Origin of the sequence: Streptomyces sp. NPDC057010 (assembly GCF_042673805.1) — a bacterium.
In the GTDB taxonomy this organism is placed as follows: domain Bacteria; phylum Actinomycetota; class Actinomycetes; order Streptomycetales; family Streptomycetaceae; genus Streptomyces.
Genome location: NZ_JBHUSC010000001.1, coordinates 535,978 through 560,964 on the forward strand (window position 1 = coordinate 535,978; position 24,987 = coordinate 560,964).

Here is a 24,987-nt window from a genome sequence, read left to right on the forward strand (position 1 = left end):
CCACGGCCGCCGGGCGCACCGACACTCGCCACGCCGCCCCCGCGCACGGCGAACCGCCCGTTCGAAGGACCCCCGGCGGGGTCCTAGCCGATGGTCACCACCTGCGCCCAGGCGGGCGGCGCGTCCGGTACGTAGTCGGGGTCGTCCTCGTCCCACGATGCCGCCACCCGGGAGAACAGGCCGACCACCGTCCGGCACGGCGGCCGCGTCTGCGGCCAGCCCGTCTGCCCGTCCGTCAGGACCACGATCACGTCCGGCCGGGGGCCCGACCGTAGCGCCCTGGTGAAGCCCGCGCGCAGATCCGTGCCGCCGCCGCCCAGCAGCGGAATGCCCTCTCCGCGGCACAGCGGGTACGCGATGCGGGCCGCCGCGTCGCACGGCACCACGGTGATCAGATCCCGGCGGCCGCCCACGGCGCGCGTGATCGCGGCGACCTCCAGGACCGCGCTGCCCAGTTCGGCATCGCTGACGGACCCCGAGGTGTCGATGATCACGGTGACCCGGGGCGGCCTGCGCCGCAGGCTGGGCAGGACGACGCCGGGCAGCCCCGCCGAGCGCCGCGCGGGCCGGCCGTAGCTGTAGTCCTGGCCCGCGCCCGAACCGGAGGTGGCCGAGCGGACGGCCGCTCCCAGCAACTCCCGCCACGGCTGCGGCGGATGGAAGACCTCCTCCGCCCACCGCTGCCAGCCCTCCGACGCACTGCCCGGACGGCCGTTGATGCCCTGCGCGACACGGAACCGGACCGCGTCCCGTTCCTGCGGGCTCAGCCCGTCCGCGCCGTCCGCGCCCAGGTCCCACTCCCGGTCCAGTCCGTCGGCGCCGCTGCCGCAGTCCAGCCAGACCAGCTCCCGGGTGCTCGCGCCGAGGGTGAACCGCCGCAGGTAGTCCTCCATGAGCTGGCCCGATGGCAGCCCCAAGTACCCTGGCGTCACGGCGCCTTCGGGGCACATCAGCCCGTCGCCGAAGGCGTCGTCGTTGATCTCGCAGTCGGCGGCGATGTTCATCCGCAGCCGTTCTCCCGGCCCGGTCAGATCGCGCTCCCGCGCGACCCGGTCGCCGCGCCCGTGGTGGTCGCGCAGCAGGTGCGACACCTCGTGCACCCACACCCCGGCGAGTTCCTCCACCGGCGTGCGGTCCACGAACCCCGGCGATACGTAACACCGCCAGTGCCGGTCGACGGCCATCGTCGGTACCCGCCGGGATGCCACGGTGTGCAGGGCGAACAGCGCCGCCGCCAGGTAGGGGCGCACCCGGGCGGCGTGCAGCCGCGCGGCGAACAGCTTGTCGAGGTCCAGGACCGGCTGCCCCGGTGCGGTCGCATTCACCGGCCGGCCCCCGCGGGGACCCCGGCGCGGGCCGCCGTGTGGTTCGCCGCGTCGTCCGCCCGCCGGGACAGGCTCACCACTCCGGCGAGCCGCTCGATGGACGCCGGAACCTCCCAGTCCGCGCGGCGCAGCGAGGCGAGCGTCATGGCCGGGACGACCACCAGGTCCGGGGCCCCGGTCTCCACCGCCCGGACCAGGAGCGCCCACGCGGCGTCCCAGCGGGACTTCTCCGGGCGCTTGCGGACCGCTGCCACCACCCCGTCCAGCACGGCCTGGCGCAGGTCGCCGCGCTCGGGCAGGACGGCGCCGGCCGGGTCGGCGAGGAGCTCCTCGGGGTCCGGGAGGTCCAACCGGTCCAGACTGGCCAGCAGTTCCAGCCCCGGGCCGTCCCCCACGGTGCCCCGGACCAGCAGGGAGAGCACCTCCTTCGCGGAGCCGGCGGCGGTCGCGAAGGCGATCAGGGACAGCGTCATGTCCCAGCTGCGCGGCGAGGGCCAGGCGCCGCCGCGGCGGGTCTCGTTGGTGGGCAGCTGGTGCACGAGCTTGGGGCGTGCGGTGAGGAACGCGCACACCGCACGGCGGGCGTAGGCCACGGCCTGCGGGAGCCGTTCCGGGTCGAGGCGCGGCAGGGTCGCCCGCGGCCAGGTCCCGCCGAGGCCCCGTACGACGACCTCGTGGTCGTGGGTCCACTGGAGGTGCACGAACCGGTTGGCGAGGGGCGGGCTCAGCTCCCAGCCGTCGGCGGCCGAGGCGCGCGGGTTGGCGGCGGCCACGATCCTCACGCCGGGCGGCAGTTGCAGCGCGCCGACCCTGCGTTCGAGGACGAGGCGGAGCAGGGCGGCCTGCACGGCCGGGGGAGCGGTGGACAGCTCGTCCAGGAACAGCAGCCCCCGGCCGGCCCGGACGAGCCGTACGGCCCAGTCCGGCGGGGCCATGGGGACGCCCTGCTCCGCGGGGTCGTCCCCGACGACGGGCAGGCCGGAGAAGTCGGACGGCTCGTGGACGCTGGCGATGACCGTGGTCAGCGGAAGGTCGAGGGACTCGGCGAGCTGGGTGAGGGCCGCGGTCTTGCCGATGCCCGGTTCACCCCACAGGAGCACGGGCAGGTCGGCGGCCACGGCCAGGGTCAGCGCCTCCAGCTGAGTGTCGGGGCGCGGTTCGGTGGTGGTGTCGCGGAGCAGGGCCGTCAGCTGGCCGGCGACGTCGAGCTGGGAACGGCGTGACGGGGCGGGAATTTCGGCGGACGGGACGAATGAGGACATGTGTGATCACCTGTGGGTCGTGAAGAGGGAAAGGGGTGCCGGGGACCGGGGTCAGGCGGAGTGCGCCTGGCGAGGGTGGGGGCGGTGGTGGCGGGGGCGGACGGCCCCCGGGTGGATGCGGCCGGGGCCGGGTCCGGCCAGGCCCGCACGGAACAGGCCGTAGGTGACCCGCCGCAGCGCCGCCGCCTCCAGGGCGTCGCGCAGAGCCCCGTCGCGCAGCACTGCGTCGGGGCCGAGCAGGCCTTCCACGACGGCCAGCGCACCGGCGGTGTCCCCGTGGGCCAGGCGTTCGCGGACGCCGGTGAGGCAGTCCGGTTGGCGGTGAGCGGTGTCGATGGCCTGCAGGCAGGGCATCGGGGTACCGCTCAGCGCGGCGAGGAGTTCCTCCCGGCGGATCTCGTCCGGGTGGTGGTCCAGCGGGGCCAGCACTCCGTCGACCAGGCCGATCCGGTGCAGGGCTCCCCGGCACTCCACGAGGTGGGGCGCCCCGGCCCGGTCCGGGGCCCGGGAGGCAGCGGCCTGCGAGCCGTCCGGTACGAGTGCGGAGGCCACCAGCGGGTGCAGCCGGTCGGCCGTGATCGAACCGGTGCGGAGCAGGTCCAGGTCGGGCAGCACCCAGGTGGCGGCGTCCGGCAGCACCGGCAGCGCGGAGGCGCTGCCGTCCGCGCGGCCCGGCGCGGCCCGGAGGGTGGGCGGGCCGGCGCCGTCGCCGGCCGCGACCAGCTCCAGGACCAGCCGGTCGCGGGCCCCGAGCCGCACGGTGACGGCCCCGGTGGACCGCCCCTCGGCCGCGAGCAGGATCTGCGCCTCGGCGGCCCACCGGTCGGTGGCACGGCCGTCGTCCGCGCGGTGGTCTTCTGCGCGGCCGTCGGAGCGCGGCGGCCCCACCGCCCCGTGACGCAGGCGCAGTTCGCCGGTCCTGCGCGCGTCCCACAGGTGGCGGTGCAGGTCGAGGCGGAACCGCCGGTCGGGACGCGGACGGGGATGACGGCAGGCGCCGGCTCCGTCGCGGGACCCGTCCCACAGGGCGAGGCTGATCCGCTGGCCGCCGTCCGCCCAGGGGGGCGCGGTGCGGGCCACGAGGTGCACCGGGCGGGTGCCGTCGTCGTGTCCGGCGGTGTCGTACCGGGCCAGAGGGATCGTCAGGCCCGGCCGCAGCAGCCCGTCGGGAGCGATCCTCGGCATGTGCCAGCGCAGCAGGTCCGGCGCCAGATGACGCAGGTCGGCCCGGATGCGGGAGGCGAGGTCGTGCCCGTGGGTGCGTGCAGTGGAACGCAGGTTGAGATCGATGTCGATGCCTGCGGCGGCGCACGCCCCGGCCCAGTCGCCGGCGTGCCGGCGGGCGGTCGCAGTCTCGATCATGGAGGGCGGCACGGCGAACTCGCGCACGCGCGGCCAGAAGGAAGGGCGGGAATCCCCATCAGCGGTCGGAGTGTGCATCAGCACTCACCTTGCGCGGTGGGGACCCCCAATCCGAGAGCGGAATGAGTGTTCATCGGGAGGGAGCGTAACCCCACTCCCTCCCGGTCGGCCAGGCATTATCGGCGGGCGGCGTCCGCTCCGCCGTACCGCACCCGCAGTTCGACGAGGCCGCGGGCCCTCAGGGACGGACGCCGGCGGATGTCGTCGCCGGTGAGGGCGAGCGTCTCGAAGCGGTCGAGGAGTGCGGCCAGGGCGATCTCCGTCTCCGCCCGGGCCAACGGCGCGCCGAGGCAGTAGTGGATGCCGTGGCCGAGCGCCAGGTGGCCGGTCGTGTCGCGGTAGAGGTCGAAGAGGTCCGGGCCGGAGAACCGGTCCGGGTCGCGGTTGGCGGCGGACAGGGACAGCAGGACCGTCTCGCCGGCGGGGACCGTGACGCCCCCGATGGTCACGTCCTCGGTGGGGAAGCGCCGGATGGCGAGGAGGGCGGGACCTTCGTACCGGGCGGCCTCCTCGACGGCGGCCCGGAGCCGGGACGGGTCCTTGCGCAGCACGGCGAGCTGGTAGGGGTGCTGCAGCAGGGCCAGGACCGCGTTGCCGATGAGCTGCACGGTGTTCTCGTAGCCGGCGAAGAGGATGAGGAAGGCGAGGGAGAGGAGCTCGTCCTCGGTGAGGTGGTCGCCGTCGGCGTCGCGGACGGCGATCAGGTCGGAGAGCAGGTCGGCACCGGGGTGCCGGCGCTTGTGGGCGACGAGCTCGAGGAAGAAGCCCAGCATGGCCGCCACGGCCTGCTTGGCGGCCTGCGGGCGGGCCGGGTCGGGGGCGATGAGCGCGTCGGTCCAGGCACGGAAGTCCCGGCGCTGCTCCTCCGGGACGCCCAGGAGGTCACAGATCACGATGATCGGCAGGGGCGCTGCGTAGGAGGCGATGAGGTCCGTGGTGCCCTCCGCGCCCAGCGGGTCGAGGAGCCGGTCGGCCGTCTCGCGTATCGGAGAGCGGAGCTGCTCGACGCGCCGCGCGGTGAAGGCACGGGCCACGAACCCGCGAATGCGGGTGTGGTCGGGAGGGTCCATGTTGAGCAGGTTGGCGTCGAGGGCCGGCGGAAGCGAGAGACCGCGGTAACTCCCCTCCGCCGCATGCCTCTTGTCCAGGGAGAGCCGCGGATCCGCCAGGGCCGCGCGTACGTCGTCGTAGCGTGTGACGAGCCAGGCCGGGTTGCCGTCCGTCCCCGCGATCCGCTGTACCGGCGCGGTCTCGCGCAGGCGCCGGTAGACGTCGTACGGGCGGTCCATGAGCTCTTGCTGCAGATCCATGAGCCCACCCTAGACACCTCGCCGGACGAGGGGCCCCGGGACCGCGCCCTTCAGCCGCACGGCAGCCCGGCAGTTGACAGCCGCCCGCACGCTCCGTCAGAGGACCCGACCCCACGGGAACCCTCCCCGGATCCGGGGGGTAGCGTATGCGCGGCCACCCCTGCCACCCGTCGCCCGCCGCGCGCGGACCGGGCCCGGGCCCCGCCGCCGGGCCGCGGTGTCACCGCCCGGCCGCTGGTTGCGTCCACCCTCTGAACAAGGAGCTCCACCCGCGTGTCCATACCACCGCAGCCACCGTCGTCCCCCGAGCCGTACCCGCAGTCGGGACCGTACGGACAGCCGGGCCAGCCCGGGTCCTACGGCAGCCGGCAGGGTTGGTACGCGCCGCCCCCCATGCAGTCGCAGAAGACCAACGCGCTGGCCATCGTCGCGTTCGTCATGTCGCTCGTCTGTGCACTGCCCTTCGTCCCGCTGATCCTCGGCATCATCGCCCTCTCCCAGATCCGCAACCGCGGCGAGCAGGGCAAGGGCCTCGCCATCGCGGCGATCGTCATCCACGGCCTGACCATCGCGTTCTACGGGGTCTTCCTCGTCCTCGGACTGTCCGGGGCGCTGGACGACGGTCCCGCCCCGAAGCGCGACAGCGGTGGCCAGGTCACCGACTCGGGCTCCAGCAAGGTGAACGACATCCGCACGGGGGACTGCTTCAACACGGGCGGCGATCTCGCGGAGTACCAGGACAAGGACGGCGGCCAGGCCGCCTTCAAGGTGAAGATCGTGCCCTGTGACCAGCCGCACGAGGGGGAGGCGTACGCCGTCTTCAACCTGGAGGACGGCGCGTTCCCCGGCACGGAGAAGGTCACCGCGATGGCGGAGGAGAAGTGCGCCGGCGCCAAGCTCACCGACTACGTGGGCGCCAAGGCCAAGCTCTCGGACAAGCTGGAGGTGTACTACTACTTCCCGCAGGCCGCCACCTGGGCCATCGGGGACCGCGAGGTCACCTGCTTCCTCGGCGACTCCACCGGTGCGAGCACCGGTTCGGTCCGGGCCACCGGTTCCTGAACCGCCGTCACCGGCCGGGGGCGCCCACCGTCCCGGCCGGGGCGGTGGGCGCCTTGCTCAGCGGAGGGCGGGGATCACATCGCGCGTCTCGTCGACCTCGCTGCCGGAGGTGCGGCGGCCGAAGGGTTCCGGCGGCGTCTCGTCCGCACAGACGGTGCCCCGCGCGGGCAGCGCCAGGGTGGCGAGGTAGTCCGTGACCAGGGCGCTGACGCACGCGCTCCGGTTGTACGCGGTGTGTCCCTCGGCGGCGAAGGTCAGCAGCCGCCCGTTGTCCAGCGTCCGGGCGAGGGTCACGGCGTCCTGGTACGGGGTGTCCGGGTCCCCGGTCGTGCCGAGGACCAGGATCGGGGCCGATCCGGCCGCCCGGTACGAGCCCTCGTAGCGGCTCGGGCGCTCGGCCGGCCACTGGGCGCAGGTGGGCGCGTGGTTGTGGTCGTAGGTGGGCGGTCCGAGGCCGATGGGGGGTCCCAGCAGCGGCGCCGAGGCGACGTGGGCGCCGACCAGGGCGCCCAGGAGCAGGGGGCTCGTCGGATAGACCCGGTCGGCACACTCGACGGCCGTGTTGACGTTGAGGAAGTCGAAGGACGCGGGTGAGGGCGGGTTCAGCAGGAAGGAACCCTGGTGCGCCTGGGCCGCCCGCAGGGCCTGCCCCAGCTCGGGCCAGATCACCTTGCCCGCGTTGATGTTGAACATCAGGCGGTAGGCGAGGGTGTAGCCGGTGGCCGGGCGTCCGCTCCTGGTGATGACAGGATCGGCGTCCAGCGCCCGCTTGAGCTCTTCGAAGGCCTGCCGCGGTCGGCCCTCGCCGAATCCACAGGCGTCGGCGTTCTGCGCGCACCAGTCCAGGAACCGGCCGACCGCCGCGTCCAGGGCGACGAACTGCCCGGCGTCGTAGGCGTACGGAACGTCGGCGTAGTGCTGCGGATCGTAGGCGCCGTCCAGGACCATGGCGCGGACGCGCCGGGGGAACTGCGCGGCGTAGACGGTACCGACGTAGCTGCCGAAGGAACGGCCGTAGAAGGAGAGCGTCTCCTCGCCGAGGGCCTGGCGCAGCAGGTCGATGTCCTTGGCGTTCGAGGCCGTGCCGATGAACGGCACGAGGTCCGCGGACCGTTGCCGGCAGGCGGTGGCGAAGTCGAGACCCTGCCGGAGGGCGCCCTGCAGGGCTCCCGGGCCGGGTACGCCGCGGGCGGCGTCGACGGCGGCGGAGTACTCCTGGTCGTTCCAGCACTCCACCTGACCGCTGCGCGCCACGCCGCGCATGTCGTACCCGACGACGTCGAAGGTGTCGCGGAGGGCGGCGGGCAGCGCCTCGTAGCTGTCGCGGGCGAAGTTCACGCCGGAGTTGCCGGGCCCGCCCGGGTGCAGCACCAGGACGCCGGTGCGGTGGGCCCGGTCGGCCGCGAGCCGCCGGGTGACGGAGAGGGGGATCGTGCGTCCGGTGGGCCGCCGGTAGTCCAGCGGCACCTGGGCGGTCGCGCACTCGAAGCCGTCTCCCGGGCCGTCGGCGCCGTCGCAGGGGGTCCAGGACAGGACGGGGACGGGGACGGGGACGGGTGGAGCGGTGGGGGTCGTCGCCGTGGCGGCCCCGGGGGCTGCCCCGAGGAGCGCGGTGACCGCTGTCAGGACGAGTGCCATTTCCCACACCACTCGCTTGCGGGGGCCATCGGCGAAAGGGTTCTGCATGCGGCGCTCCTCCGTCACGGGTGGGGCGGAACGCTCGACAACGTAGCCGCCGACCGCCGCCCGTGTCGGCCCCCCAGGAGTTGATTTCGCCTACAACCAGAGGTGTAAGGCTCCGACGACGCCCGGGTCGTCACCTCGCTTTCAAAGGGTGGCGCATATACCGACATTGGCTAGATGTCTGATTTGTTCTGACTTCATTGGATATCCCCGTTGATGGTGTGTCAGGTCAAATCGAGTGGGGCATAATCGGCCGCCGGTCGTCTCCGGAAGCGGTGGAGCCATCGGGGCACCGACTGACCTCCCAGGCGGGTTTCCGCACCGGACCGATCCTCAAGGCGTTCTCAGATGTCCCTGGCCAGGCGCACCCGCCTCGCGGCCTCGCTCGCCGTGCTCTCCGTCGGCGTCGCGGGCGTGACCGCCTGGGCCTACGCCGACGGGGCGGCGCCGCGTCCGGCCGCTCCCGCCGCGGTCGTCCCGGCGAGCGTGACCGAGGGATCCGTCCTCCAGGTCGTCGCGCACCCCGACGACGACCTGTTCTTCATGAACCCCGATGTGAGCCGTTCCATATCGACGGGCGTCAAGGTCACCACCGTCTACCTGACCTCCGGCGAATCCGACGGCCGCAACGAGGCCCACAGCCCGCACCTGGACGACGCCGCGGGCCCCGCCGACCGCGCCGCCTACGCCGAGGCCCGCCAGAACGGCATCCGGGCCGCCTACGCGGAAATGGCCACCGGTCTGCGCACCAGCGCCTGGAAGCGGACGGCCGTGCCCACCGCCGGCGGCGGGAGCGCCGAGGTCGACGTCCTAGTCGCCAGACCCGAGGTCAACCTGGTGTGGATGGAGCTGCGCGAGGCCCGCAGCATCTCCGACGACAACCCGGACAGCCTGCGCGGCCTGTGGGACGGCCGGATACCCGCCCTCGGCGCCCAGCTGACCTCCGGGACGCCGGTCAGGCAGGCGTTCTCGTACACGAAGGACCAGGCGATAGAAGCCGTGGCCAACGTGTTCCGCCGGTACGCGCCGACCACGATACGCACGCAGGACCCGACCCCCGGCCGGGCGGAGGGCGGCGGTGCCTTCCTGGACCACCAGGACCACATGTACGGCGCCCGCTTCGTCCAGGCCGCCGCCGAACGCTACGCGAAGTCCGCGGACCGGCCGCACTTCTCGGTCCAGAACTACGTCAGCTACCCCAACAGCTCGCTGCCCCCGACCCTCGACCCGCAGACGGCCGAGGAGAAGCTCGGCTACCTCAAGACCTACGCCTGGACCGACCACCAGGACTGGTGTGGCAGCCCCGCCGGCTGCGGCGACCGCAAGACCGCGACCCGGCCCGCCGGCGCCGGCTGGAGCCAGACCATCCGCTACAGCCGCGGCGACGGCACCTCCTGGATGGCCGAGGGCGCCCCCGGCCGGCTCCGGGCCTTCGCCGTACTGGACGGCCGGATGGCGTACTGGTCGCGCAGCGGCCCCGAGGCCCCCTGGGAGGGCCCCCGCTTCCTCCCCGGCACCGGCTTCGACACGGGTGCGACGGCGGTCCGGCTGCCCGACGGCAGGCTCGCGGTGTTCGCCACCCGCACCACCCTGGGCACGACCCCGCAGGAATACCGCAGGCAGCTCGTGTACGCCGTCCAGGCCGCGCCCGACGGAGCGTTCGGCCCGTGGCTGTCGCTGGGCAGCCCGGACGCGGTCGACCGCCCCGACACCACGGCGATCGGCGGCCCCTCCGTCGCCGTGGACCGGACCGGCCGGATGACGGTGTACGTGCGGGACTCCCGGCGCACCCTGCGCGCCCGTGCGCAGGAGACCCCGGACGGCGCGTTCGGCGCGTGGCAGTCCCTGGGCGGCGCGGGCCTCCAGGGCGATCCGGTCACCGCGACCGACGCATCGGGGCGGCGCCACGTGTACGCCGCGACCACCGGCTCCGTGCTGGCCTGGGTCGAGCCGACCCCGGGCGGCCCGCTCGGCGCCGCGGTGCGGACCGGGCTGCAGCAGACCACCGGCGTGCTCTCGGCGAGCCCCGACGGCGACGGGGTCCGCCTGTACTTCCGCCGGCCCGGCACCGGCACCGTGGCGACGACCCTGGCCACCGCGGGCGCGGACGGCGGCGCCCCCGCGTTCTCCCCGGTCGCCGAGGCCGGCGGCCAGGCCGGCTACGGAGCCGTCGGCGTCGCGGGCCGGCTGCTCGCGGGCAGGGCGGGCACGGGCACGATCGGCGTGGCGGGCACGGACGGCCCGCCGTCCTGGCAGGAGTCCCAGATGCTGTACACGGGCGCCCCGTCGGCCGTGGCCGGCCCGCCCGGCGGTCCGTCCCTCGCGGCGGCCCTCGGCCTGGACGCCGAACTGCACGTCGTCACGGCCCCTCCCGCCCCCGGTTCCGATCCCTCCGCCACCCGTCCCCCCACCCCGTGGCACCTGGCGGTACCGCCCTCACCGGTCAAGCCCCTGCCGTAGCGCCCCCGCGGCAGGCTCCGGGTGGCCGGGTGGCCGGGCCGGGCGGGGCGGGTGACGATGGCGGCCCGACCCCGTCGCAGGCCGACGGCGGCCGGGTCCTGGCCAACGGACGATCGGGCTCCACGTGACCCCCTTCCGCACAACCCACCCGCGCGTACGCGCGGGCACCCTCCGCGCGGCGGCGTCCATAGCCTCCGCCGCCACCCTCGCGGCCTTCGCGACGGCCTGCCGGAACGACACCTCACCCGCCTGGGGGTACCCGGACCTCAAGGCCACTCTGGGCTCCATCTCCCGCGCCCTCGACGCGCCCTGCGACGAGGCGGCCCCCGTGACCTGCGTCGACGAGCTCGACCGGCTCGGCACCCTCGCCGACCTCGCCCTCGGCCAGGTCATCGACCACCGGCTCCTCGACCCCGGGTGCGTCGAGGCGGTCAATGCCCTGGACCGGGCCCGGGCCCTGCGCGCCGCCACCGCCGGGCAGGCACGGGCACGGCGCGATCCGCACCACCCGCCGTTCCGGCGCGCGGTGGCGGCGGAGCGGCGCGCCTACGAGCGCCTCCTGGCCGCGCTGGAAGGCGTCCGCACCGCTCCGCCCCCGGGCGACGGCACGCAGCCCGTCTGATCCCGCGCGGTGCAGGGCTTTCCTGGTGCCCTTCCCTAGTGCCGCAGCGGCGGCGTGGGAAGGGCCGCCCCGTCGAGCGCCACGAGCGCGAGCACCGTGATCGCGCCCGTCCACGCCAGCGGCGCGATCGACGCCGGCCTGCCCGCCGCGTCCACCTTCTCCGGCAGCTCGCCGAGCGCGTTGCGCCGGGCGAGGACCCAGTCCAGGACCCGGCCCGCCTTCGCCGTCCTCCCCGTACCGGCCCACGCGAGCGCGAAGAACGCGGTGCTCGGCGTCCAGGCGTCCTGGCCCCAGGGAGCCGTCGGAACGTTCCCGGGGGTCAGCCCCCCGTTCGGCAGCAGCAGGGCCTCGTACGTGGCGTCGAGTGCCCGGGGCAGATCGGCCGGGGCCGCGTTGAAGGGCGGCGCCATGAACGCGACCGCGCTGTCGTGCCCGTGCAGCCCGTCCGCGGTGCGCCGATAGCCCCCGGGCGCGAACTTCGCGGCGATCCCCGACGACAGCCGCCCGGCCGCCCGGGCCCAGCGCGCCGCGTCGCCGGGGCGGCCCGCCTCGGCGGCCAGGTCCGCGGCCGCGTTGAGTCCGGCGAGCAGGGGAGCCGCCGTCCCGATGTTCGCCGTGGAGGTCGCCAGCTCCCAGTAGTCGGGGGAGCCCGGAGGCAGGCCGTCGGCCCCCAGCGAGGCCGCCGCCCGGTCGGCCGCCCTGCGGATCATCGGGTAGAGCGCGGCCAGCCGGGCGGGGCGGCCGGCCCGGGGCGCCTCCCGGTACCACTGCCAGGCCGCCCAGGGAACCCAGCCGTTGGCGTCCAGCTGCCACCGTCTGCCGTCCGGCGGACCGGACCCGTCGAGCTTCGTCCGCGCCTCCCAGGTGCCGTCCCTCCGCTGCGTCGCGGCGTTGTGGCGGAGGATCCGGTAGGCCTCGGCGTCGTGGCCGGTGTGCGCGAACGCGGCCGCGGCGAAGCTGGAGTCGCGCGGCCAGTCGTACCTCCAGGGCGGGGTCCACCCGGCCGCCATGGCACCGTTCGGCCGGAGCAGGGCGCGCATCGCCAGGAGGGCCCGCTCGGCCGCGGCACGCTGCTCGGGCGTTCTGCCGGGGACCGTGCCGGACGCCAGCCAGGCGCGGCTCCGTACGATCTGCAGCCGGGCCGCGGGATCGTCCGGGCCCACCACGACCGATGTCGTCCGGCCGGCCGGAAGGTACTTCCACCGGCCCGACGGCAGCCGCAGTACGTTGCTCCGCTCGACGTACCGCGCCCCCTTGGCGGTGGCCGGCGAGATGCCCTCGGCGGCGCTCGCGTTGGACAGCAGGCCGACGGCGGGGGCGGCGAGCAGTGACACGGGGAGGTAGCTGCCCTCGGCGGCGCCGCGGCTCTGGTGCCCGAGGGGCTGGACGAAGAGCACCGGCCGCTCGTCCCCGCCGGGCCGGCCGGCGGAGGGTCCCGCAGAGGGCCTCGCGGGGGGATGCGCGGGGGGCTTCGCGGCCCACACGGGAAACGCGGCGCCCGCCAGGGACGCCGCGACGACCGCCCAGCGGACGAGCAGGACACGGGGCACCGCCCCTCCTTCCGTCGAGTCCCCATCCTGGAAGAGCCGCACCGACCCTGCCAGGGCACGGCCACCGCCCGGGTGATTCGACCCCGCCGCGCGCACCGGCGCACTCGTGTCCCGGCAGCCGGCGCCGGAGGGTGCAGGCACAATCGGCGGACGTATCGTCAGATCATCCGGCCGCGCCTCGCTGTGAAGGGTGGGTGCATGGGAACTGCTGCGACGGAAGTCGAGCGCGAGGGCGGGAACGACGGCGGGAACGGGGGCGGGGCCGAAGGCCGCCGGACCCTCCGCGGCGCCTCCGCGACGCTCCGCGGGCTCCTGCCGGCAGCGGGCGGGATACTCACCCTGGCCGCCGGCGCCCTGATCGCCGTCGGATGCTTCCTCGGGCTCTACGTGCGCCCCGCCTCCGACGACTGGTGCATGGCCTGGAAGGCCCGTGACCTGGGCGTCACCGGCATCACCTCCGACTTCTACACCACGCAGAACGGCCGCATCGCCAACGCCTTCCTGAGCGGAATCGTCTACGGCGACGGACTGGCCGGCCCCAAGATCCTGCCCACGCTCATCGCCGTCACCTTCACCGCCGGCCTGGTCCTGCTGGGCCGCGAGTTCATCCGGTTCCGCGGCGGCAGCCCCCGGCCGCCGGTCCTGCTCGCCCTGGCCGCCTGCGCCCTGGTCGTCCAGGCCCTGCTCTACTACGGTGGCCCGCGCAGCTATCAGGTGCTGCTGTGGGCTCCCGCCACGATCTCCCACACCGTTCCCAGCGTCATCGGACTCTGGGCGCTCCTGCTCGGCATCCGGACCGCCCGCAGTCCCCGCGCCGCCGTGCGCAGGGCCGGACTCGCCTCGGCGTTCCCCGCCGGTTTCGTCCTCGGCACGCTCAGCGAGCCGTTCGCGCTCGTCAGCGGCCTGCTCGCCGCCGTGGCCGGGCTGCTGGCCCTGCCCCGCCTCGGACTGGCCCGCAACCGGCACCCGTTCACCTGGTGCCTGTGCTACTGCGCCGGTCTCGTATGCGGTCTGGTCGTGCTCTACACGTCACCGGGCGCCCGGTGGCGCCGGGCGCAGCAGCCGGCCGGGGAGTCCCTGCTCTCGGCGGGCGAGCTCAGGGCCACCGCCGGGGACTGGCTGCGCATGTGGCACTCGGTCGCCGGCCAGTGGGCCTACCTGGGCGCCGCCGCCGTCGGTGTCCTGCTGGGCCTCTGCCTCGCCGCCTCCGCCGGCCGGGAGCCGCGGCCGCCCGTCCCCCGGAAGACCGCGGCCGCCCTGCTGCTGCTCCCCGTGCTGGTGGTGGCACTGGGGTCGTTCGCGGTGGTCGTGGGCCTGCGCAGCGGTTACGGCCCGACCGGCTGGACGTACGCCCGTACGTGGACCAGCTACCTCGTGGTGATGGAACTGGCGCTGTGCGGCTACGGCGCACTGCTCGGCCAGTGGGCGGCCGACCGCTTCCCGGCCGGTCGCCGGAGCAGGGGCACGGCCGTCGTGGCGGCGGGCGCGCTGACCCTGCTCGCGCTGGCCGCCCTCGTCCCGGGCCTGCAGCGGCTCACCACCGACACGGTCACCCACGCCGTGGCCTGGGACGCCCAGAACTCCCGCATCCGCGCCGAGGCCGCCCGCGGTACCGAGGACGTGGGCTACCGGCCCCTGTACGTCGGGAACCTGGCCGAGCCCTTCTTCACCTCCGACTACGCGCGCGACTGGGTCGCCGCCTGCGTCTCGAAGTGGTACGGCATCGACCGCATCCACCGCCTCTGAACGGGCGCACGACCGGCTCAGGCTTCGCGGTCCATGATGCGACGGGCCGCCTCGGCCTCCGCCGCGGAGGGAGACAGCTCGTCGAGCGTGTCGAGCTCGTCGTCCGACTCCAGCTCCCGCTCCCAGGCGGCCGCGAGCCGTTCCTGCTCCTCCTGTGGTCTGCCGGTGAGGGCGTCCCGGTGGTGCGGGTCCAAAGCCGCGAGGAAACGCCCGACCGCGTCCGTCGGCATGCCGTACTCCTTCTCGCCGTGGGGAGGGCGGCGGCCACTGCGATGCCGCGCCCGGCCCAGGATGGCGAACCCGGCCGACGCCGACGGCCCGACACGGCGCGCCGCCACCCGAATGCCGGGCAGGTGCCCGCCACGGCCGCCCGGGTCAGGACGTCGCGGTCGCCGCGTAGTGGTCGAGGTACTCCTGGGCATGAGGGGCCAACGCCGCCTCGGGGTTCGTGGTGTTGAGGTGCATCCACAGCTCGTTCTCCACCACGAAACGGAAGGCGAACTCCGCGAAGGTCGAGGCGCACCGCACCAGGGAGTCGGCAGCAGCGGCACGGAACCGGGCCGCCTCCGCCCCGCTCAGCTCCTGCCCGGCGGACTCCAGTTCCAGATGCGAGCACACCACGAACGCCTCCCCCGAGGGGCGCAGGTACAGGTACCAGATGACACAGTCCTGCTGGTCCCGCAGGAAGCGTATGAGGCGGGCGCCGTCCTCGGCCGGGCTCGGCAGCGGGCCGGACAGGTCGCTCCAGCAGGCCGTCACCGACACCTCGTCGAACGCGCCGCAGAGGCTGCCCTTGCCGTAGAAGGTGCGGAAATCCTCGGGCAGCTGCAGGCCGAGGGGCGCCAGGGCCGCCTCCACGGCCGTGAGGTGCTCCTCGTGACCCGAACCCGCCGCGTCCGACCCGTCAAGCCACCCGAAGGTGCCGTCGAGGGCGGCGGCGTCCAGGGAGGGCAGGCTCTCCAAGGGGTAGACCTCGTAGGTGAATTCGCAGGGACGGTAGGACCCCAGGTCGGTCGCGCACCAGCCGGTGGGGAAGCGGAAGGGAACGGATGCGGGTGCGGGTGCGGGTGCGGATGAGGATGAGGGCATGGACATGAACGTTCCCTTGGGTGTTGCCGGTCGAGCGGTACGGTCCCATCCTCCCGCCCACCACTGACAATCGGCGTTGCCCGCATTAATCGTTGGTGCGCGGCCGGATGGCCCTTGTAGGTTTGGCATCGCGTCCGCGCCTCCGATGCGCCCGGCTGCGGCTACTTCCTTCTGACAACCAAGTGACGCCACCGCCACCTTTGATCTCGGCAGGCGCGGGCGTATTCGCCCCGTCGTACCTTTCGGCCGGGGCCGTCCCATCCTTTGAATCCGGGGGGGATTCGCTGCCTCGTCACACCCCACGCGTCTCCAAGGTCTGGTCCGAGATGCTCGTGGCCCCGCACGTCCAGGCGGCCGCCGGCTCCCCGCCATGGCTCCACCACCGGCCCGCCGGACCGCACTTCCGCACTTACGAGAGGGGCCCGGCCTACGTCCGGGGGCCCCGCGAGGAGCTCTTCCTCCTCGCCGTAGGCAACTTCGTCTCCCAGCGGACCTTCTACGAGAGCGGCGAGGAGCGGGACGGCCGGTACGCCCGTCTCGTCCGCGAACTCGCCGTCCGGGAACCCGTATGGACGGCCGGCCTGCTGCGCTGGCTGCGCGGCGAGGGCAACATGCGTACGGCGTCCCTGGTGGGAGCCGCCGCGTACGTGCGGGCCCGGCTCGAGGCCGGGGTGTCCGCAGGTCCGTCCAACCGCTCCGTGATCGACTCGGTGCTCCAGCGCGCCGACGAGCCCGGCGAACTCCTCGCCCACTGGGTCTCGGCGTACGGCCGGAACCTGCCGCAGCCCGTGAAGCGAGGCATCGCCGACGGCGTACGGCGGCTGTACACCTCCCGGTCCCTGCTCAAGTACGACACCGCCTCCAAGGCCTTCCGGTTCGGCGACGTGCTCAACCTCGTGCACGCTTCCCCCGACCCGGACAAGCCCTGGCAGGGCGCGCTGTTCCGCTACGCCCTGGACCGCACCCACCGCCCCGAGCAGGCGGTTCCGCCGGCCTCCGACCGCCTGTTGACGGCCCATCGGGCGTTGATGGAGTCGGCTGCGGACGAGCGGCGGGCGGTGGTGACCGGGCCGGGCGGCGCCGAGCGGCTGGCCGCGGCGGGCATGACGTGGGAGGCCCTGGCGGGCTGGCTCCACGGACCGATGGACGCCGCCGTCTGGGAGGCGGTGATCCCATCGATGGGGCCGATGGCGCTCCTGCGGAACCTGCGGAACTTCGACGCGGCCGGCGTCTTGGACGACGTCGCGGCCCGGGTCGCCGCACGGCTCTCGGACCCCGCCGAGGTCGCCCGGTCCCGGCAGTTCCCCTTCCGCTACCTGGCCGCCCACCAGCACGCGCCGTCCCGGCGCTGGGCGGCTCCGCTGGAAACGGCACTGGGCCACTCCCTGGCCAACGTGCCGACCCTGCCCGGCCGGACCCTGATCCTGGTGGACCGGTCCGGCTCCATGTTCTGGGACGCCGCCTCGGAGCGGTCCAAGCTGAACCGGGCGGACGCGGCCGCCGTGTTCGGCACCGCGCTGGCCATGCGTGCCGAGCAGGCGGATCTGGTGGAGTTCGGCTCGGACAGCCGACAGGTGCCGTTCGAGCCGGGCGAGCCGGTGCTCGAGGTGCTGAAACGGTTCCACGACCTCGGAGGCACCCAGACCACGCAGGCGCTGCGGACCCACTACCGGGGGCACGACCGGGTCCTGATCGCCACCGACGAGCAGGCGGCCCCCTACGGCCCCCGCAGCCCGGCCGACCCGGTCCCGCCCGACGTCCCGGTCTACACGTGGAACCTGGCGGGGTACCGGCCGGCCCACGGTCCCACGGGCCCCCACCGGCACACCTTCGGCGGTCTCACGGACGCCGCGTTCCGGATGGTCGCCCTCATCGAGGCCGGCCGCGAGGCCGCTTGGCCGTGGACCGCCGCCCCGGCCTGATCCCCAGGGACCGGCGCCGCCTGCGATGCTCCCCCTCATGCATCAGGAGAGCATGCCGGCCCTCACCCAGATCACCGCGGCGCCGGCTCGTCGATTGCTGGATCACCGTCACGAACGCGGGCGGCGCCGCGGGATTCCCTTTCCCACCCGTCCACGACGACGACGTCGCGCCGGTCGCGGACGCGCTCTTCGAACGCCCCCACCCGTCAAGCAGCCGACTCATCCTCGCCGGATCCGACGACGCCCTTGCCGGATGGGTCGTCCTCGGACGCGATCCCTTCCGGCTCGTCGCGCACTGGGGCTCGGTCCACCACCTGCAGACCCATCCCGGGTTCCGTGGCCGCGAGGTCCTGATGCTCCTCGACCCGCTCTGACCGGCAGCCCGGGGGTACATCCGTCCACTCCCTGCCCCTGTCAACCTATAGCGGACCGGGGGGCTTGCGGCAAGAGCCCGGTCGTACCGCAGAATCGGCGGCCGAAAGCCGGAAACTACGGAAACGGGAGTCGCGAAGTGCGCGTGTTGTTGACGACGTGGGGATCGCGCGGAGACGTGGAACCGCTGGCGGGACTGGCGGTGGGGTTGCGCGAAGCCGGCGCGCAGGTGCGGGTGTGCGCGCCGCCCGACGAGGAATTCGCGGCGCTGCTGGCACGCGTCGGTGTGGAGCTGGTGCCGCTCGGCCCGACGGTGCGCTCGGTGGTGGCCGGCGCCGAACCGCCGACGGCGCAAGACGCGTTGCGGCTCGCTCCCGAGCTGGTCGCCGCGCGGTTCGCGACGCTCACCGCGGCGGCCGAGGGATGCGACGCGCTGCTGGCCACCGGCCTGATGCCGGCCGGCGCGCGAGACGTGGCCGAGAAGCTGGGCATCCGCTACGTGTACGCGTGCTTCCACATCTTCGGACTGCCGTCGCGGCACTACCGCCCCGGGGCGCGGCCCGGCCCGCGATCCCCGCAGGACGAGACCGACAACCGGGTGTTGTGGGAGCAGGACGCCCAGAGGGTGAACGGGCTGTACGGCGAGGCGCTGGGCAGCCATCGGGCGGCGATCGGCCTGCCCCCCGTCGACAACGTCCGCGACCACGTGTTCACCGACCGGCCGTGGCTGGCGGCGGACGCGACGCTGTGTCCGTCGCAGGGCATGACGGACCTCGACATCGTGCAGACGGGAGCGTGGATCCTGCCCGACGACCGCCCGCTCCCGGCAGGTCTGGAGGCGTTCCTCGACGCCGGCGCCCCGCCGGTGTACGTGGGATTCGGCAGCATGGCCGCGCACGCCCCGAAGGACATCGCCCGGGTGGCCGTCGAGGCGAGCCGCGTACACGGGCGGCGCCTACTCCTCGCCCGCGGCTGGGCCGGCCTGGCCCCGATCGACGACTCCGACGACTGCTTCTCCGTCGTCGAGGTCAACCAGCAGGCACTGTTCCGCCGGGTGGCCGCAGTCGTGCACCACGGCGGCGCGGGCACGACGACGACCGCGGCCCGGGCCGGCGCGCCACAGGTGGTGGTACCGCAGATCGCGGACCAGCCGTACTGGGCCGCCCGGGTGGCCGAGCTGGGCATCGGCGCGGCACACGCCGGCCGGACCCCGACCGTCGACTCCCTGTCCGCCGCGCTCGCCACGGCCCTGACCCCCGAGACCCGCGCACGAGCGCGCGCCGTGGCCGGCACGATGCGCACCGACGGGGCGGCCGTGGCCGCGAAACTGCTGCTCGACGCCGTGCCCGCGTGAACCGTGCGGGATCGCCCGGCAGTGAGCTCCCCGCCCGGCGGGCTCCACCGGCGGCGGCTGCGCGCCTCGACTGGCGGGATGTCATTCCCGACCACCTGCCCGCCGTGCTGGAGTTCGCCGCCGCCACCGGCAGCGACACCCTCCTGACCGGAGACCGCTGATGAACACCTTCCTGTGGGGCGCGCTCCCGTACATCGTCGTCGCGCTGCTCGTCACCGGCCTCGTCTGGCGCCACCGTTACGACGAGTTCGGCTGGACCACCCGCTCCTCCGAGGTCTACGAATCCCGGCTGCTGAACATCGCCTCGCCGATGTTCCACTACGGCCTCCTGTTCGTCCTCGTGGGCCACCTCATGGGCCTCTTCGTCCCCGAGTCCTGGACCGACGCCTTCGGCATGACCGAGCACTCTTCGGCGGCTGCGCGGCCGGTTTCGACAAGCTCATGTACGTCGTCCTGCTCGCCGCGATCAGTACCTCTTCCGCCCGTACGTCGTCTACCGGAGCCGCGACCTCGAGCAGCTCGCGGGCCGCCCTCCGCGCCGGGGATGGGAGCGCATCAAGTACTGACTTGGGCGGAATGGTGACCTTCACGTCCTGAGTCGGTAACGGTCCCGCGGAGGCGGGATTTCGGCGATCGCACAGGGCAGAACCGAAGGGTCGACCACATCATTCGAGCCATGTGAAGGCATACGGGGGCCAACATGCGCACTGCCCGCACGAGCTGGAAGTCCTACGCCCTTGGGGTCGCGGCCGTCGCCGCGCTCCTCTCGACCACGGCCTGTCAGTCCGGAGGCCCGGACAACGGCAAGAGCCCCACCGCCTCGGGCACCCCGGGCGCGACCGCCGCACCCACCCCCTCCGCCACCCCGAGCACGCCCGGCCCCACTCGGTCCGGCGGCGGTGGCACGGCCGGCCCCTCGCAGAGCCCGAGCGGCAGTCCGGCCATCGCGGCCTGCAACGACAACGACCTGTCGATCGACACGTCGGGGTGGCGACAGGACTCGGGGCAGCACCTCCTCATCACGGCCACCAACATCACCGACAAGCCCTGCACCCTGTACCACTACCCGTACGTGCGCTTCGGCACCGACACCCGGGATCCGGTCAGCCCGTTGGACTCCAAGCCGCGGGCCGTCGCCACGATCGGGCCCAAGCAGAAGGCGTACGCGGGCGTGTCCGTCTTCCGGGCGGGCCAGGAGACCCGGACCGTCACCTCGTTCTCCCTCGGCTACCAGGACCGCGCCCTGAACAGCAACCGTGACGTGGCACCGCTCGACATCAGGCTGTCGGACGAAGTGGGCTCCCTCACCGTCGGCCCCGCCCCCCGCGTCACGTACTGGAACACCGATCTGCACGCGATCGAGGACCTCCTCTTCAGGTCGGGCACCAACTAGGGAGCGCAGCTCACCTGCCGTACAGGAAGAAGCGGGCGGGGACGAAGACCTCGTGGCCGGTCGAGAAGCGGACGCGTACTCCGGACTCCGTCCAGGTGGTGGCTTCGATCCCCTTCGCGCCCAGGGTGGTGTCGATGCCCACCCAGTGCCCGTAGGACGCCACCGCATCCCTGCCGATCACCATCCTGTAGGAGTGCCGCCCGGACAGGGTGTGTTCGTGGACCAGCGCCAGGGAATGCGGCGACCCGTCGGCATAGACCACCGATGAGGGTGCATCGGCGCGGTACGTGATCTCCCGCTGCGGCCACCACAGGGCGGTCAGGAGCACTGCGGTCAGCAGGACGCCTGCCACGGCGCCCAGCAGTGCCCAGCCGACGAGGGTCCTCCGCCGCGGTCGTGCGGTCCGGTCAGGGGTGAACGTGCCGATGATGCCCCTCCAGGGTTGGCGTGGCTCCGCCCGGGCGGCCGGAGACGACTCTGCGAGTAGGACGCGGATCCGGTCCGATCGGTTGTGGTGGGCGTGCGCCCTGCTCGGCGTCCGTTACGACCCCGACTCCCGGGACGGGCGCGGGCCCACGCCGGGGAGGAGGGTGTCGACGATGCCGGTCGCGAGCGCGTCGAGGTCGGTGGCACGCCCGCGACCGCCGTCGGGGGCGCCCTCCGCTCCTCGCGCGGCGTCCGGGACGCGGACGGGAACGCGCAGCGGACGGCGGCGTAACAGCATCACCAAGAGCGCCCCGCCGCTGCGTCAGACGACCCGCCTGGCCAGCACCTGTCCGGGCCACGCCCCGGACAGGAAACGCTCGGTGGGGTCAAAACCGTTGCGCTCGTAGAACGCGACCAGTTCGCCCCCGCCGCCCGCCCAGCAGTCGACCCGCAGCAGCTCCACGCCCGCCCGCCGGGTCTCCTCCACGGCATGGGCCAGCAGCGCCGCCCCGATGCCCAGGCCGGCGTGCCGCCGGTCGGAGACCAGCAGCCGGACGTACCGCTCGGGTTCCCCGGCCGGCGCGATCGGCATCTGCGGGCTGGGCCCGGAGTCCAGCACCAGGACTCCGACAGGGGCGCCGTCCAACTCAGCGATGTGCGGAGCGTTCCCGGTCATGTACCGCTCCACCCGTGCCACCCCGCCGGGCTTCTGCGAATACGGTGTCGTACCCCACTGCTCGGTGTTGCCGCGGTCGTTCATCCAGGCCACGGCGGAGTCGAGCATGTCCAGTACGGAGCTTGCGTCGTCCAGGCCGCCCGGTCTGATACGTATGCCGAGTGTGGTGTCGTTCATGGCGGAAGTCTAGATTCTGGAACCGCTCTCCCGGAGTGCCGGCCGCGGCTAGGATCGCTGTGACGACGGGTGCGCGGGTGGGTTCCTCCGTCTCCCGGCGGGTAGTGCAGCCGTAGCTCCGGGGGGATCATGCCGCGTGCAAACATGGCCGTCGAGCACCCGCTCACGGCGCCCCTCGTGGTGCCGATGGCCGAGTTGAGCACCGATCTACGCCCGGTCGGCGAGCCGGTGTGCGGGGTGCGCCCGATCGAGGTTCCGCTGGTGGTGCTGGGCGGTGGGCGCCGGGACACGCTGTTCGCCCGGACGCCGCCCGGCCACGACGACGCGTCCCGCTTCCTGGCCCTGGGGCCGCTGCGCGCCCTCGGCACGCTCGCCTCCACCCGGACCGGCTTCCTGCTGGAACGCGCCCCCGACTTCCGGGGCCCGGTCGCGGACCTCTGCCGGGAGGCCGCCGGGCAGTACGCCAAAGGCCATGCGGCCGGGTTCCGCGCGTGGCTCGCGGACCGGGCGGCCGGCCTGGACCGGGACCTCGTACGGCAGGCTGCGCTGCTGCCCCCGTCAGGGGCGGAACGGCTGATGGGGCCGCTGATCTACCTGAACCACATGTGGCGCCAGGGCGATCCCCGCGCCGACGTGGCCACCGGGCCGAGCCGGATGCCGGAACCGCTGGGGAGCCTGCTCGGCCCCGCGGCGGAGGCGGTCGGAACGATCCCCCGGTTCAACCAGATCGTGATGACGATGCTGGCGTTCGAGCTGGAGGGGGTGCGCGGCGGCGCGGAGTTGTCCCACCGGGACGTCGCCGCCGTGGACCGCATGCGCCCGGCGTTCTGGCTGAACGAGGGGAACCGGAGCGAACTGGAGCTGTACCAGGCCTTCTACGCGGTGGAGGCGTTCGGGGCCCCGCTCTACGGCTGGGGCTGCCACGCGCTGGAGTGCGCCGCCGCCGACGACCGCGCCGAGGGTGCACGGGCGCTGCGCATGGTGCAGGCGGTGCTCCGGAACGTCTACATGATCACCAAGCGGTTGATCCCCCGGATCGACGCCGACGAGTTCCGGCGGATCCAGGTCACGTGCGGCTGGGTCGGCGACGAGGTGACCGGCGTCGCCTCGGGCTACCAGCTCCCCTTCATGCTGATGCTCGACTCGCTGTTCCACGTGAACTACAGCCACCCCGGCGTCATCGCGGCGCGGGCGAACAATCTGAGGTTCGTACCGGAGGACTGGAAGGCGTTCTTCCGTATGATCTACGACGCGCAGCCCGCGCTCAGGACATGGGTCCAGGAGTCCGGAGACCGCCCGCTCGCAGAGGCGTACCGGGCCTGCACGCAGACCTTCACCCTGTTCCGGACCATGCACCGCCACCTCGGCGGACAGGTGCTCAAGGGCGGAACCACCACCGGCCGGGTGTTCGACAGCGCCGCGGCGAACCACGAGCAGTTCATGTCAGAGATGGCCGGCCTGGTCGAGGACACCGCGGCGGCGGGCGACGTGTCCCGCCCGACGGAACCGGACAGCCCGCCCGCGGCGGCAAGCCGAGGGGTCCGCCCGTGATCACCGTCAACATCGCGGGCCGCAGGATCGAGACCGTCGCGGGCACGACCATGCAGCACATCTGCGACGAGCACGACACCCCCGTCACGTTCGGCTGCCGGGCGGCCCGGTGCGGCGCCTGCATGATCAAGGTGATGTCCGGTGCGGACAACCTCAGCCCGGCCGGGCCGGACGAGCGCTCGGTGCTGGACGTACTGGCGTTGTCGCCCGACTGCCGCCTCGCCTGCCAGGCCACTGTGCTCGGCACGGTCACCATCGAAGTCGCGGACTAGGGAGAACCCAGCCATGACCAGCCAGCCGGCCTACGTCCTGCGGCACTCGGACCACGAGAGCCGCCGCCTGGCGACGCAGGCCGTCTTCTACGCGGAGCACACCGACCGGCTCCTGGAGATGGCCGGGATCACCCCGGGGATGGACGTCCTCGACGTCGGGTGCGGGGCGGGCGACGTCTCGATCCAGCTCGCGGCCATCGTCGGGCCGACCGGTTCGGTGGTGGGCGTGGACGCCGACGCGAGCGTGCTCGACGCGGCCCGGCAGCGGGTGGCGGAGCTGGACCTCGGGAACGTCACCTTCCGGCAGGCCACCCTCCCCGACGTCACCCTCGACCGGCCGGTCGACGCCGTCGTCGGGCGCCTGATCCTCATGCACCTGCCCGACCCGGCCGGCACGATCAGGGCCCTGTCCACGCTGGTCCGCCCCGGCGGCGTGATCACCTTCCAGGACTTCAACACCACCAGGATCCGGTCCGTGCCCGCACTGCCACTGCTGACGAGGTGCATCGCGGTGGTCAACGACTGCCTGCGCGCCGCTGGCCGCACCCTGGACACCGGCGAGCGGCTGTACTCCCTGTTCCTGGAGGCCGGGCTGGCAGGCCCCGACCTCGCCGTGGCGGTGCCCACGCCGGCGGACAGGGAATCGGCCGTCGTCATGCTGGGCCATACGCTCCTCACGGCGCTCCCCTTCGCCGAGGAGTCCGGCGTGGTCACGCCCGGTGACATCGATCCCGGCACGCTGATCGACCGGCTCCGCGAGGAACTGCGGGACACCCCGTGCGCGGTCTACCTGGCCGAGCTGGTCGGCGCCTGGACCCGCCTGCCCGGCTGATCCAATGCTGCCTCCGGGGCGCTCGTCTCCTTCGATTCGGGGGCCGGAATCGCCTCCGACCCGGCCGCCGGAAGGGGTACGGGCGGTCGCGGAGCGTGAGATTCGGGGCCCTGGGCGGTGAGCCGCCCCACAGGACCCAGGTCACATACGAACCGCGATAGTAGCCCCTACTGACCCCTTATGGGAGGACATCTCCCGCTACGGCCAGGGGGTCGTTGCGCCCCGGCTGCGAGGGCGGCTAGTAGGCGGGGTCGTTGCGAGGGGGTGGGGGCGTCTGTAGAACTGGATGAGTCGCAGGGCGGCCCGGGTGCTTCACCCGCCGCCGACGAATCCCTCTCCCTCGCGTGAGTGGCTCACGCATGCTCCGGCATGCCCGCGACCGTCCCTGTCCCCTTCGGAAGGTCAATCCGTGTCCAACGCCGTCATCCGCCGCATCGCCGCTTCGAAGAAGACCCTCGCGGGTACCGTCCTCGCCCTGGGC

At 73.7% G+C, this 24,987-nt stretch carries 22 protein-coding genes and 1 pseudogene; 12 read left to right on the plus strand and 11 right to left on the minus strand.

The window, feature by feature from the left end; translation table 11 throughout:
* Positions 1–83: 83 nt before the first annotated feature.
* The 4 genes from ACFTXQ_RS02390 to ACFTXQ_RS02405 all read right to left on the minus strand — a co-directional run bounded on the left by ACFTXQ_RS02390 (position 84) and on the right by ACFTXQ_RS02405 (position 5,319).
* Positions 84–1,325, minus strand: coding sequence for a VWA-like domain-containing protein (locus ACFTXQ_RS02390; protein ID WP_382635038.1), 1,242 nt, complete (start codon positions 1,323–1,325; stop codon positions 84–86).
* Entirely contained in the window at positions 1,322–2,587 is a 1,266-nt protein-coding gene (locus tag ACFTXQ_RS02395) for an AAA family ATPase (RefSeq protein ID WP_382635040.1), read from the minus strand. Before ACFTXQ_RS02395 ends, ACFTXQ_RS02390 begins: the two co-directional genes overlap by 4 nt.
* A 51-nt stretch (positions 2,588–2,638) precedes the next feature.
* A complete protein-coding gene (locus tag ACFTXQ_RS02400) occupies positions 2,639–4,027 on the minus strand; it encodes a hypothetical protein (RefSeq protein WP_382635042.1) in 1,389 nt (462 codons plus the stop codon).
* A 98-nt stretch (positions 4,028–4,125) separates the two neighbouring features.
* The gene (locus tag ACFTXQ_RS02405; RefSeq protein WP_382635044.1) at positions 4,126–5,319 is read right to left on the minus strand and encodes a cytochrome P450; all 1,194 of its coding nucleotides are present in this window, start codon (positions 5,317–5,319) and stop codon (positions 4,126–4,128) included.
* A gap of 273 nt (positions 5,320–5,592) precedes the next feature.
* Here ACFTXQ_RS02405 and ACFTXQ_RS02410 point away from each other — a divergent pair, with 273 nt between their 5' ends.
* Complete coding sequence (locus ACFTXQ_RS02410; RefSeq protein ID WP_382635046.1) at positions 5,593–6,381, plus strand: DUF4190 domain-containing protein; 789 nt, start codon at positions 5,593–5,595, stop codon at positions 6,379–6,381.
* A 57-nt stretch (positions 6,382–6,438) separates the two neighbouring features.
* On the opposite strand, the gene ACFTXQ_RS02415 is transcribed toward ACFTXQ_RS02410, so the two are convergent.
* On the minus strand, positions 6,439–8,067 hold the full coding sequence (locus ACFTXQ_RS02415; protein WP_382635048.1) for an alpha/beta hydrolase: 1,629 nt from the start codon (positions 8,065–8,067) through the stop codon (positions 6,439–6,441).
* Between the two features lie 345 nt (positions 8,068–8,412).
* Here ACFTXQ_RS02415 and ACFTXQ_RS02420 point away from each other — a divergent pair, with 345 nt between their 5' ends.
* Positions 8,413–10,524 carry a PIG-L family deacetylase gene (locus ACFTXQ_RS02420; RefSeq protein ID WP_382635050.1) on the plus strand — a complete coding sequence of 704 codons (2,112 nt, stop codon included), beginning with the start codon at positions 8,413–8,415 and terminating at the stop codon, positions 10,522–10,524.
* Between the two features lie 124 nt (positions 10,525–10,648).
* A complete protein-coding gene (locus tag ACFTXQ_RS02425; protein ID WP_382635052.1) occupies positions 10,649–11,146 on the plus strand; it encodes a hypothetical protein in 498 nt (165 codons plus the stop codon).
* A 35-nt stretch (positions 11,147–11,181) separates the two neighbouring features.
* On the opposite strand, the gene ACFTXQ_RS02430 is transcribed toward ACFTXQ_RS02425, so the two are convergent.
* Positions 11,182–12,696: a hypothetical protein gene (locus ACFTXQ_RS02430; protein ID WP_382635054.1), complete on the minus strand. Its 1,515-nt coding sequence runs from the start codon at positions 12,694–12,696 to the stop codon at positions 11,182–11,184.
* A 198-nt stretch (positions 12,697–12,894) separates the two neighbouring features.
* Between ACFTXQ_RS02430 and ACFTXQ_RS02435 the strand changes: the two genes are divergently transcribed.
* Entirely contained in the window at positions 12,895–14,442 is a 1,548-nt protein-coding gene (locus tag ACFTXQ_RS02435) for a DUF6056 family protein (protein WP_382635056.1), read from the plus strand.
* Positions 14,443–14,459: 17 nt separating this feature from the next.
* Here the strand turns inward: ACFTXQ_RS02435 and ACFTXQ_RS02440 are convergent, their stop codons facing one another.
* Together ACFTXQ_RS02440 and ACFTXQ_RS02445 are read right to left on the minus strand one after the other, a co-directional pair.
* Positions 14,460–14,672 (minus strand): hypothetical protein, encoded by a 213-nt coding sequence (locus tag ACFTXQ_RS02440; protein WP_382635058.1) that lies wholly within the window; start codon positions 14,670–14,672, stop codon positions 14,460–14,462.
* A gap of 145 nt (positions 14,673–14,817) precedes the next feature.
* On the minus strand, positions 14,818–15,531 hold the full coding sequence (locus ACFTXQ_RS02445; protein WP_382635060.1) for a hypothetical protein: 714 nt from the start codon (positions 15,529–15,531) through the stop codon (positions 14,818–14,820).
* A 326-nt stretch (positions 15,532–15,857) separates the two neighbouring features.
* On the opposite strand from ACFTXQ_RS02445, the gene ACFTXQ_RS02450 reads away from it, so the two are divergent.
* From ACFTXQ_RS02450 to ACFTXQ_RS02470, 5 genes and pseudogenes are all read left to right on the plus strand, one after another.
* The gene (locus ACFTXQ_RS02450) at positions 15,858–17,453 is read left to right on the plus strand and encodes a TROVE domain-containing protein (protein WP_382635062.1); all 1,596 of its coding nucleotides are present in this window, start codon (positions 15,858–15,860) and stop codon (positions 17,451–17,453) included.
* Positions 17,454–17,964: 511 nt separating this feature from the next.
* Positions 17,965–19,179, plus strand: a complete 1,215-nt coding sequence (locus ACFTXQ_RS02455; protein ID WP_382635063.1) for a glycosyltransferase — start codon at positions 17,965–17,967, stop codon at positions 19,177–19,179.
* Positions 19,176–19,340 (plus strand): hypothetical protein, encoded by a 165-nt coding sequence (locus tag ACFTXQ_RS02460; RefSeq protein WP_382635064.1) that lies wholly within the window; start codon positions 19,176–19,178, stop codon positions 19,338–19,340. The genes ACFTXQ_RS02455 and ACFTXQ_RS02460 overlap by 4 nt, the downstream gene beginning before the upstream one ends.
* Positions 19,340–19,588: pseudogene (locus tag ACFTXQ_RS02465) on the plus strand (respiratory nitrate reductase subunit gamma); the annotation flags it as partial. The gene ACFTXQ_RS02460 and the pseudogene ACFTXQ_RS02465, both read left to right, overlap by 1 nt.
* 291 nt (positions 19,589–19,879) lie before the next feature.
* Entirely contained in the window at positions 19,880–20,572 is a 693-nt protein-coding gene (locus tag ACFTXQ_RS02470; RefSeq protein WP_382635066.1) for a DUF4232 domain-containing protein, read from the plus strand.
* Between the two features lie 10 nt (positions 20,573–20,582).
* Here the strand turns inward: ACFTXQ_RS02470 and ACFTXQ_RS02475 are convergent, their stop codons facing one another.
* The 3 genes from ACFTXQ_RS02475 to ACFTXQ_RS02485 form a co-directional block, all read right to left on the minus strand.
* Positions 20,583–20,924, minus strand: coding sequence for a hypothetical protein (locus ACFTXQ_RS02475; RefSeq protein WP_382635068.1), 342 nt, complete (start codon positions 20,922–20,924; stop codon positions 20,583–20,585).
* 189 nt (positions 20,925–21,113) lie between these two features.
* Positions 21,114–21,302 carry a hypothetical protein gene (locus ACFTXQ_RS02480; protein WP_382635070.1) on the minus strand — a complete coding sequence of 63 codons (189 nt, stop codon included), beginning with the start codon at positions 21,300–21,302 and terminating at the stop codon, positions 21,114–21,116.
* Between the two features lie 18 nt (positions 21,303–21,320).
* A complete protein-coding gene (locus ACFTXQ_RS02485; RefSeq protein WP_382635072.1) occupies positions 21,321–21,851 on the minus strand; it encodes a GNAT family N-acetyltransferase in 531 nt (176 codons plus the stop codon).
* A 129-nt stretch (positions 21,852–21,980) separates the two neighbouring features.
* On the opposite strand from ACFTXQ_RS02485, the gene ACFTXQ_RS02490 reads away from it, so the two are divergent.
* From ACFTXQ_RS02490 to ACFTXQ_RS02500, 3 genes are read left to right on the plus strand one after another with little or no spacing between them, the layout of a single operon-like run.
* Positions 21,981–23,402 carry a hypothetical protein gene (locus ACFTXQ_RS02490; protein WP_382635074.1) on the plus strand — a complete coding sequence of 474 codons (1,422 nt, stop codon included), beginning with the start codon at positions 21,981–21,983 and terminating at the stop codon, positions 23,400–23,402.
* A complete protein-coding gene (locus tag ACFTXQ_RS02495; RefSeq protein WP_382635076.1) occupies positions 23,399–23,674 on the plus strand; it encodes a 2Fe-2S iron-sulfur cluster-binding protein in 276 nt (91 codons plus the stop codon). The genes ACFTXQ_RS02490 and ACFTXQ_RS02495 overlap by 4 nt, the downstream gene beginning before the upstream one ends.
* Before the next feature lie 13 nt (positions 23,675–23,687).
* On the plus strand, positions 23,688–24,506 hold the full coding sequence (locus ACFTXQ_RS02500; RefSeq protein ID WP_382635078.1) for a class I SAM-dependent methyltransferase: 819 nt from the start codon (positions 23,688–23,690) through the stop codon (positions 24,504–24,506).
* The last annotated feature ends 481 nt before the right edge of the window (positions 24,507–24,987 follow it).

Excerpts from the sequence above, each read along its gene's own strand:
- ACFTXQ_RS02500 (WP_382635078.1), top strand. The coding sequence starts at position 23,688 with ATGACCAGCCAGCCGGCCTACGTCCTGCGGCACTCGGACCACGAGAGC.
- ACFTXQ_RS02395 (WP_382635040.1), bottom strand. The coding sequence starts at position 2,587 with ATGTCCTCATTCGTCCCGTCCGCCGAAATTCCCGCCCCGTCACGCCGT.
- ACFTXQ_RS02400 (WP_382635042.1), bottom strand. The coding sequence starts at position 4,027 with ATGCACACTCCGACCGCTGATGGGGATTCCCGCCCTTCCTTCTGGCCG.
- ACFTXQ_RS02445 (WP_382635060.1), bottom strand. The coding sequence starts at position 15,531 with ATGCCCTCATCCTCATCCGCACCCGCACCCGCACCCGCATCCGTTCCC.
- ACFTXQ_RS02450 (WP_382635062.1), top strand. The coding sequence starts at position 15,858 with ATGCTCGTGGCCCCGCACGTCCAGGCGGCCGCCGGCTCCCCGCCATGG.
- ACFTXQ_RS02435 (WP_382635056.1), top strand. The coding sequence starts at position 12,895 with ATGGGAACTGCTGCGACGGAAGTCGAGCGCGAGGGCGGGAACGACGGC.
- ACFTXQ_RS02440 (WP_382635058.1), bottom strand. The coding sequence starts at position 14,672 with ATGCCGACGGACGCGGTCGGGCGTTTCCTCGCGGCTTTGGACCCGCAC.
- ACFTXQ_RS02490 (WP_382635074.1), top strand. The coding sequence starts at position 21,981 with ATGCCGCGTGCAAACATGGCCGTCGAGCACCCGCTCACGGCGCCCCTC.
- ACFTXQ_RS02420 (WP_382635050.1), top strand. The coding sequence starts at position 8,413 with ATGTCCCTGGCCAGGCGCACCCGCCTCGCGGCCTCGCTCGCCGTGCTC.
- ACFTXQ_RS02485 (WP_382635072.1), bottom strand. The coding sequence starts at position 21,851 with ATGAACGACACCACACTCGGCATACGTATCAGACCGGGCGGCCTGGAC.
- ACFTXQ_RS02415 (WP_382635048.1), bottom strand. The coding sequence starts at position 8,067 with ATGCAGAACCCTTTCGCCGATGGCCCCCGCAAGCGAGTGGTGTGGGAA.
- ACFTXQ_RS02470 (WP_382635066.1), top strand. The coding sequence starts at position 19,880 with ATGCGCACTGCCCGCACGAGCTGGAAGTCCTACGCCCTTGGGGTCGCG.
- ACFTXQ_RS02405 (WP_382635044.1), bottom strand. The coding sequence starts at position 5,319 with ATGGATCTGCAGCAAGAGCTCATGGACCGCCCGTACGACGTCTACCGG.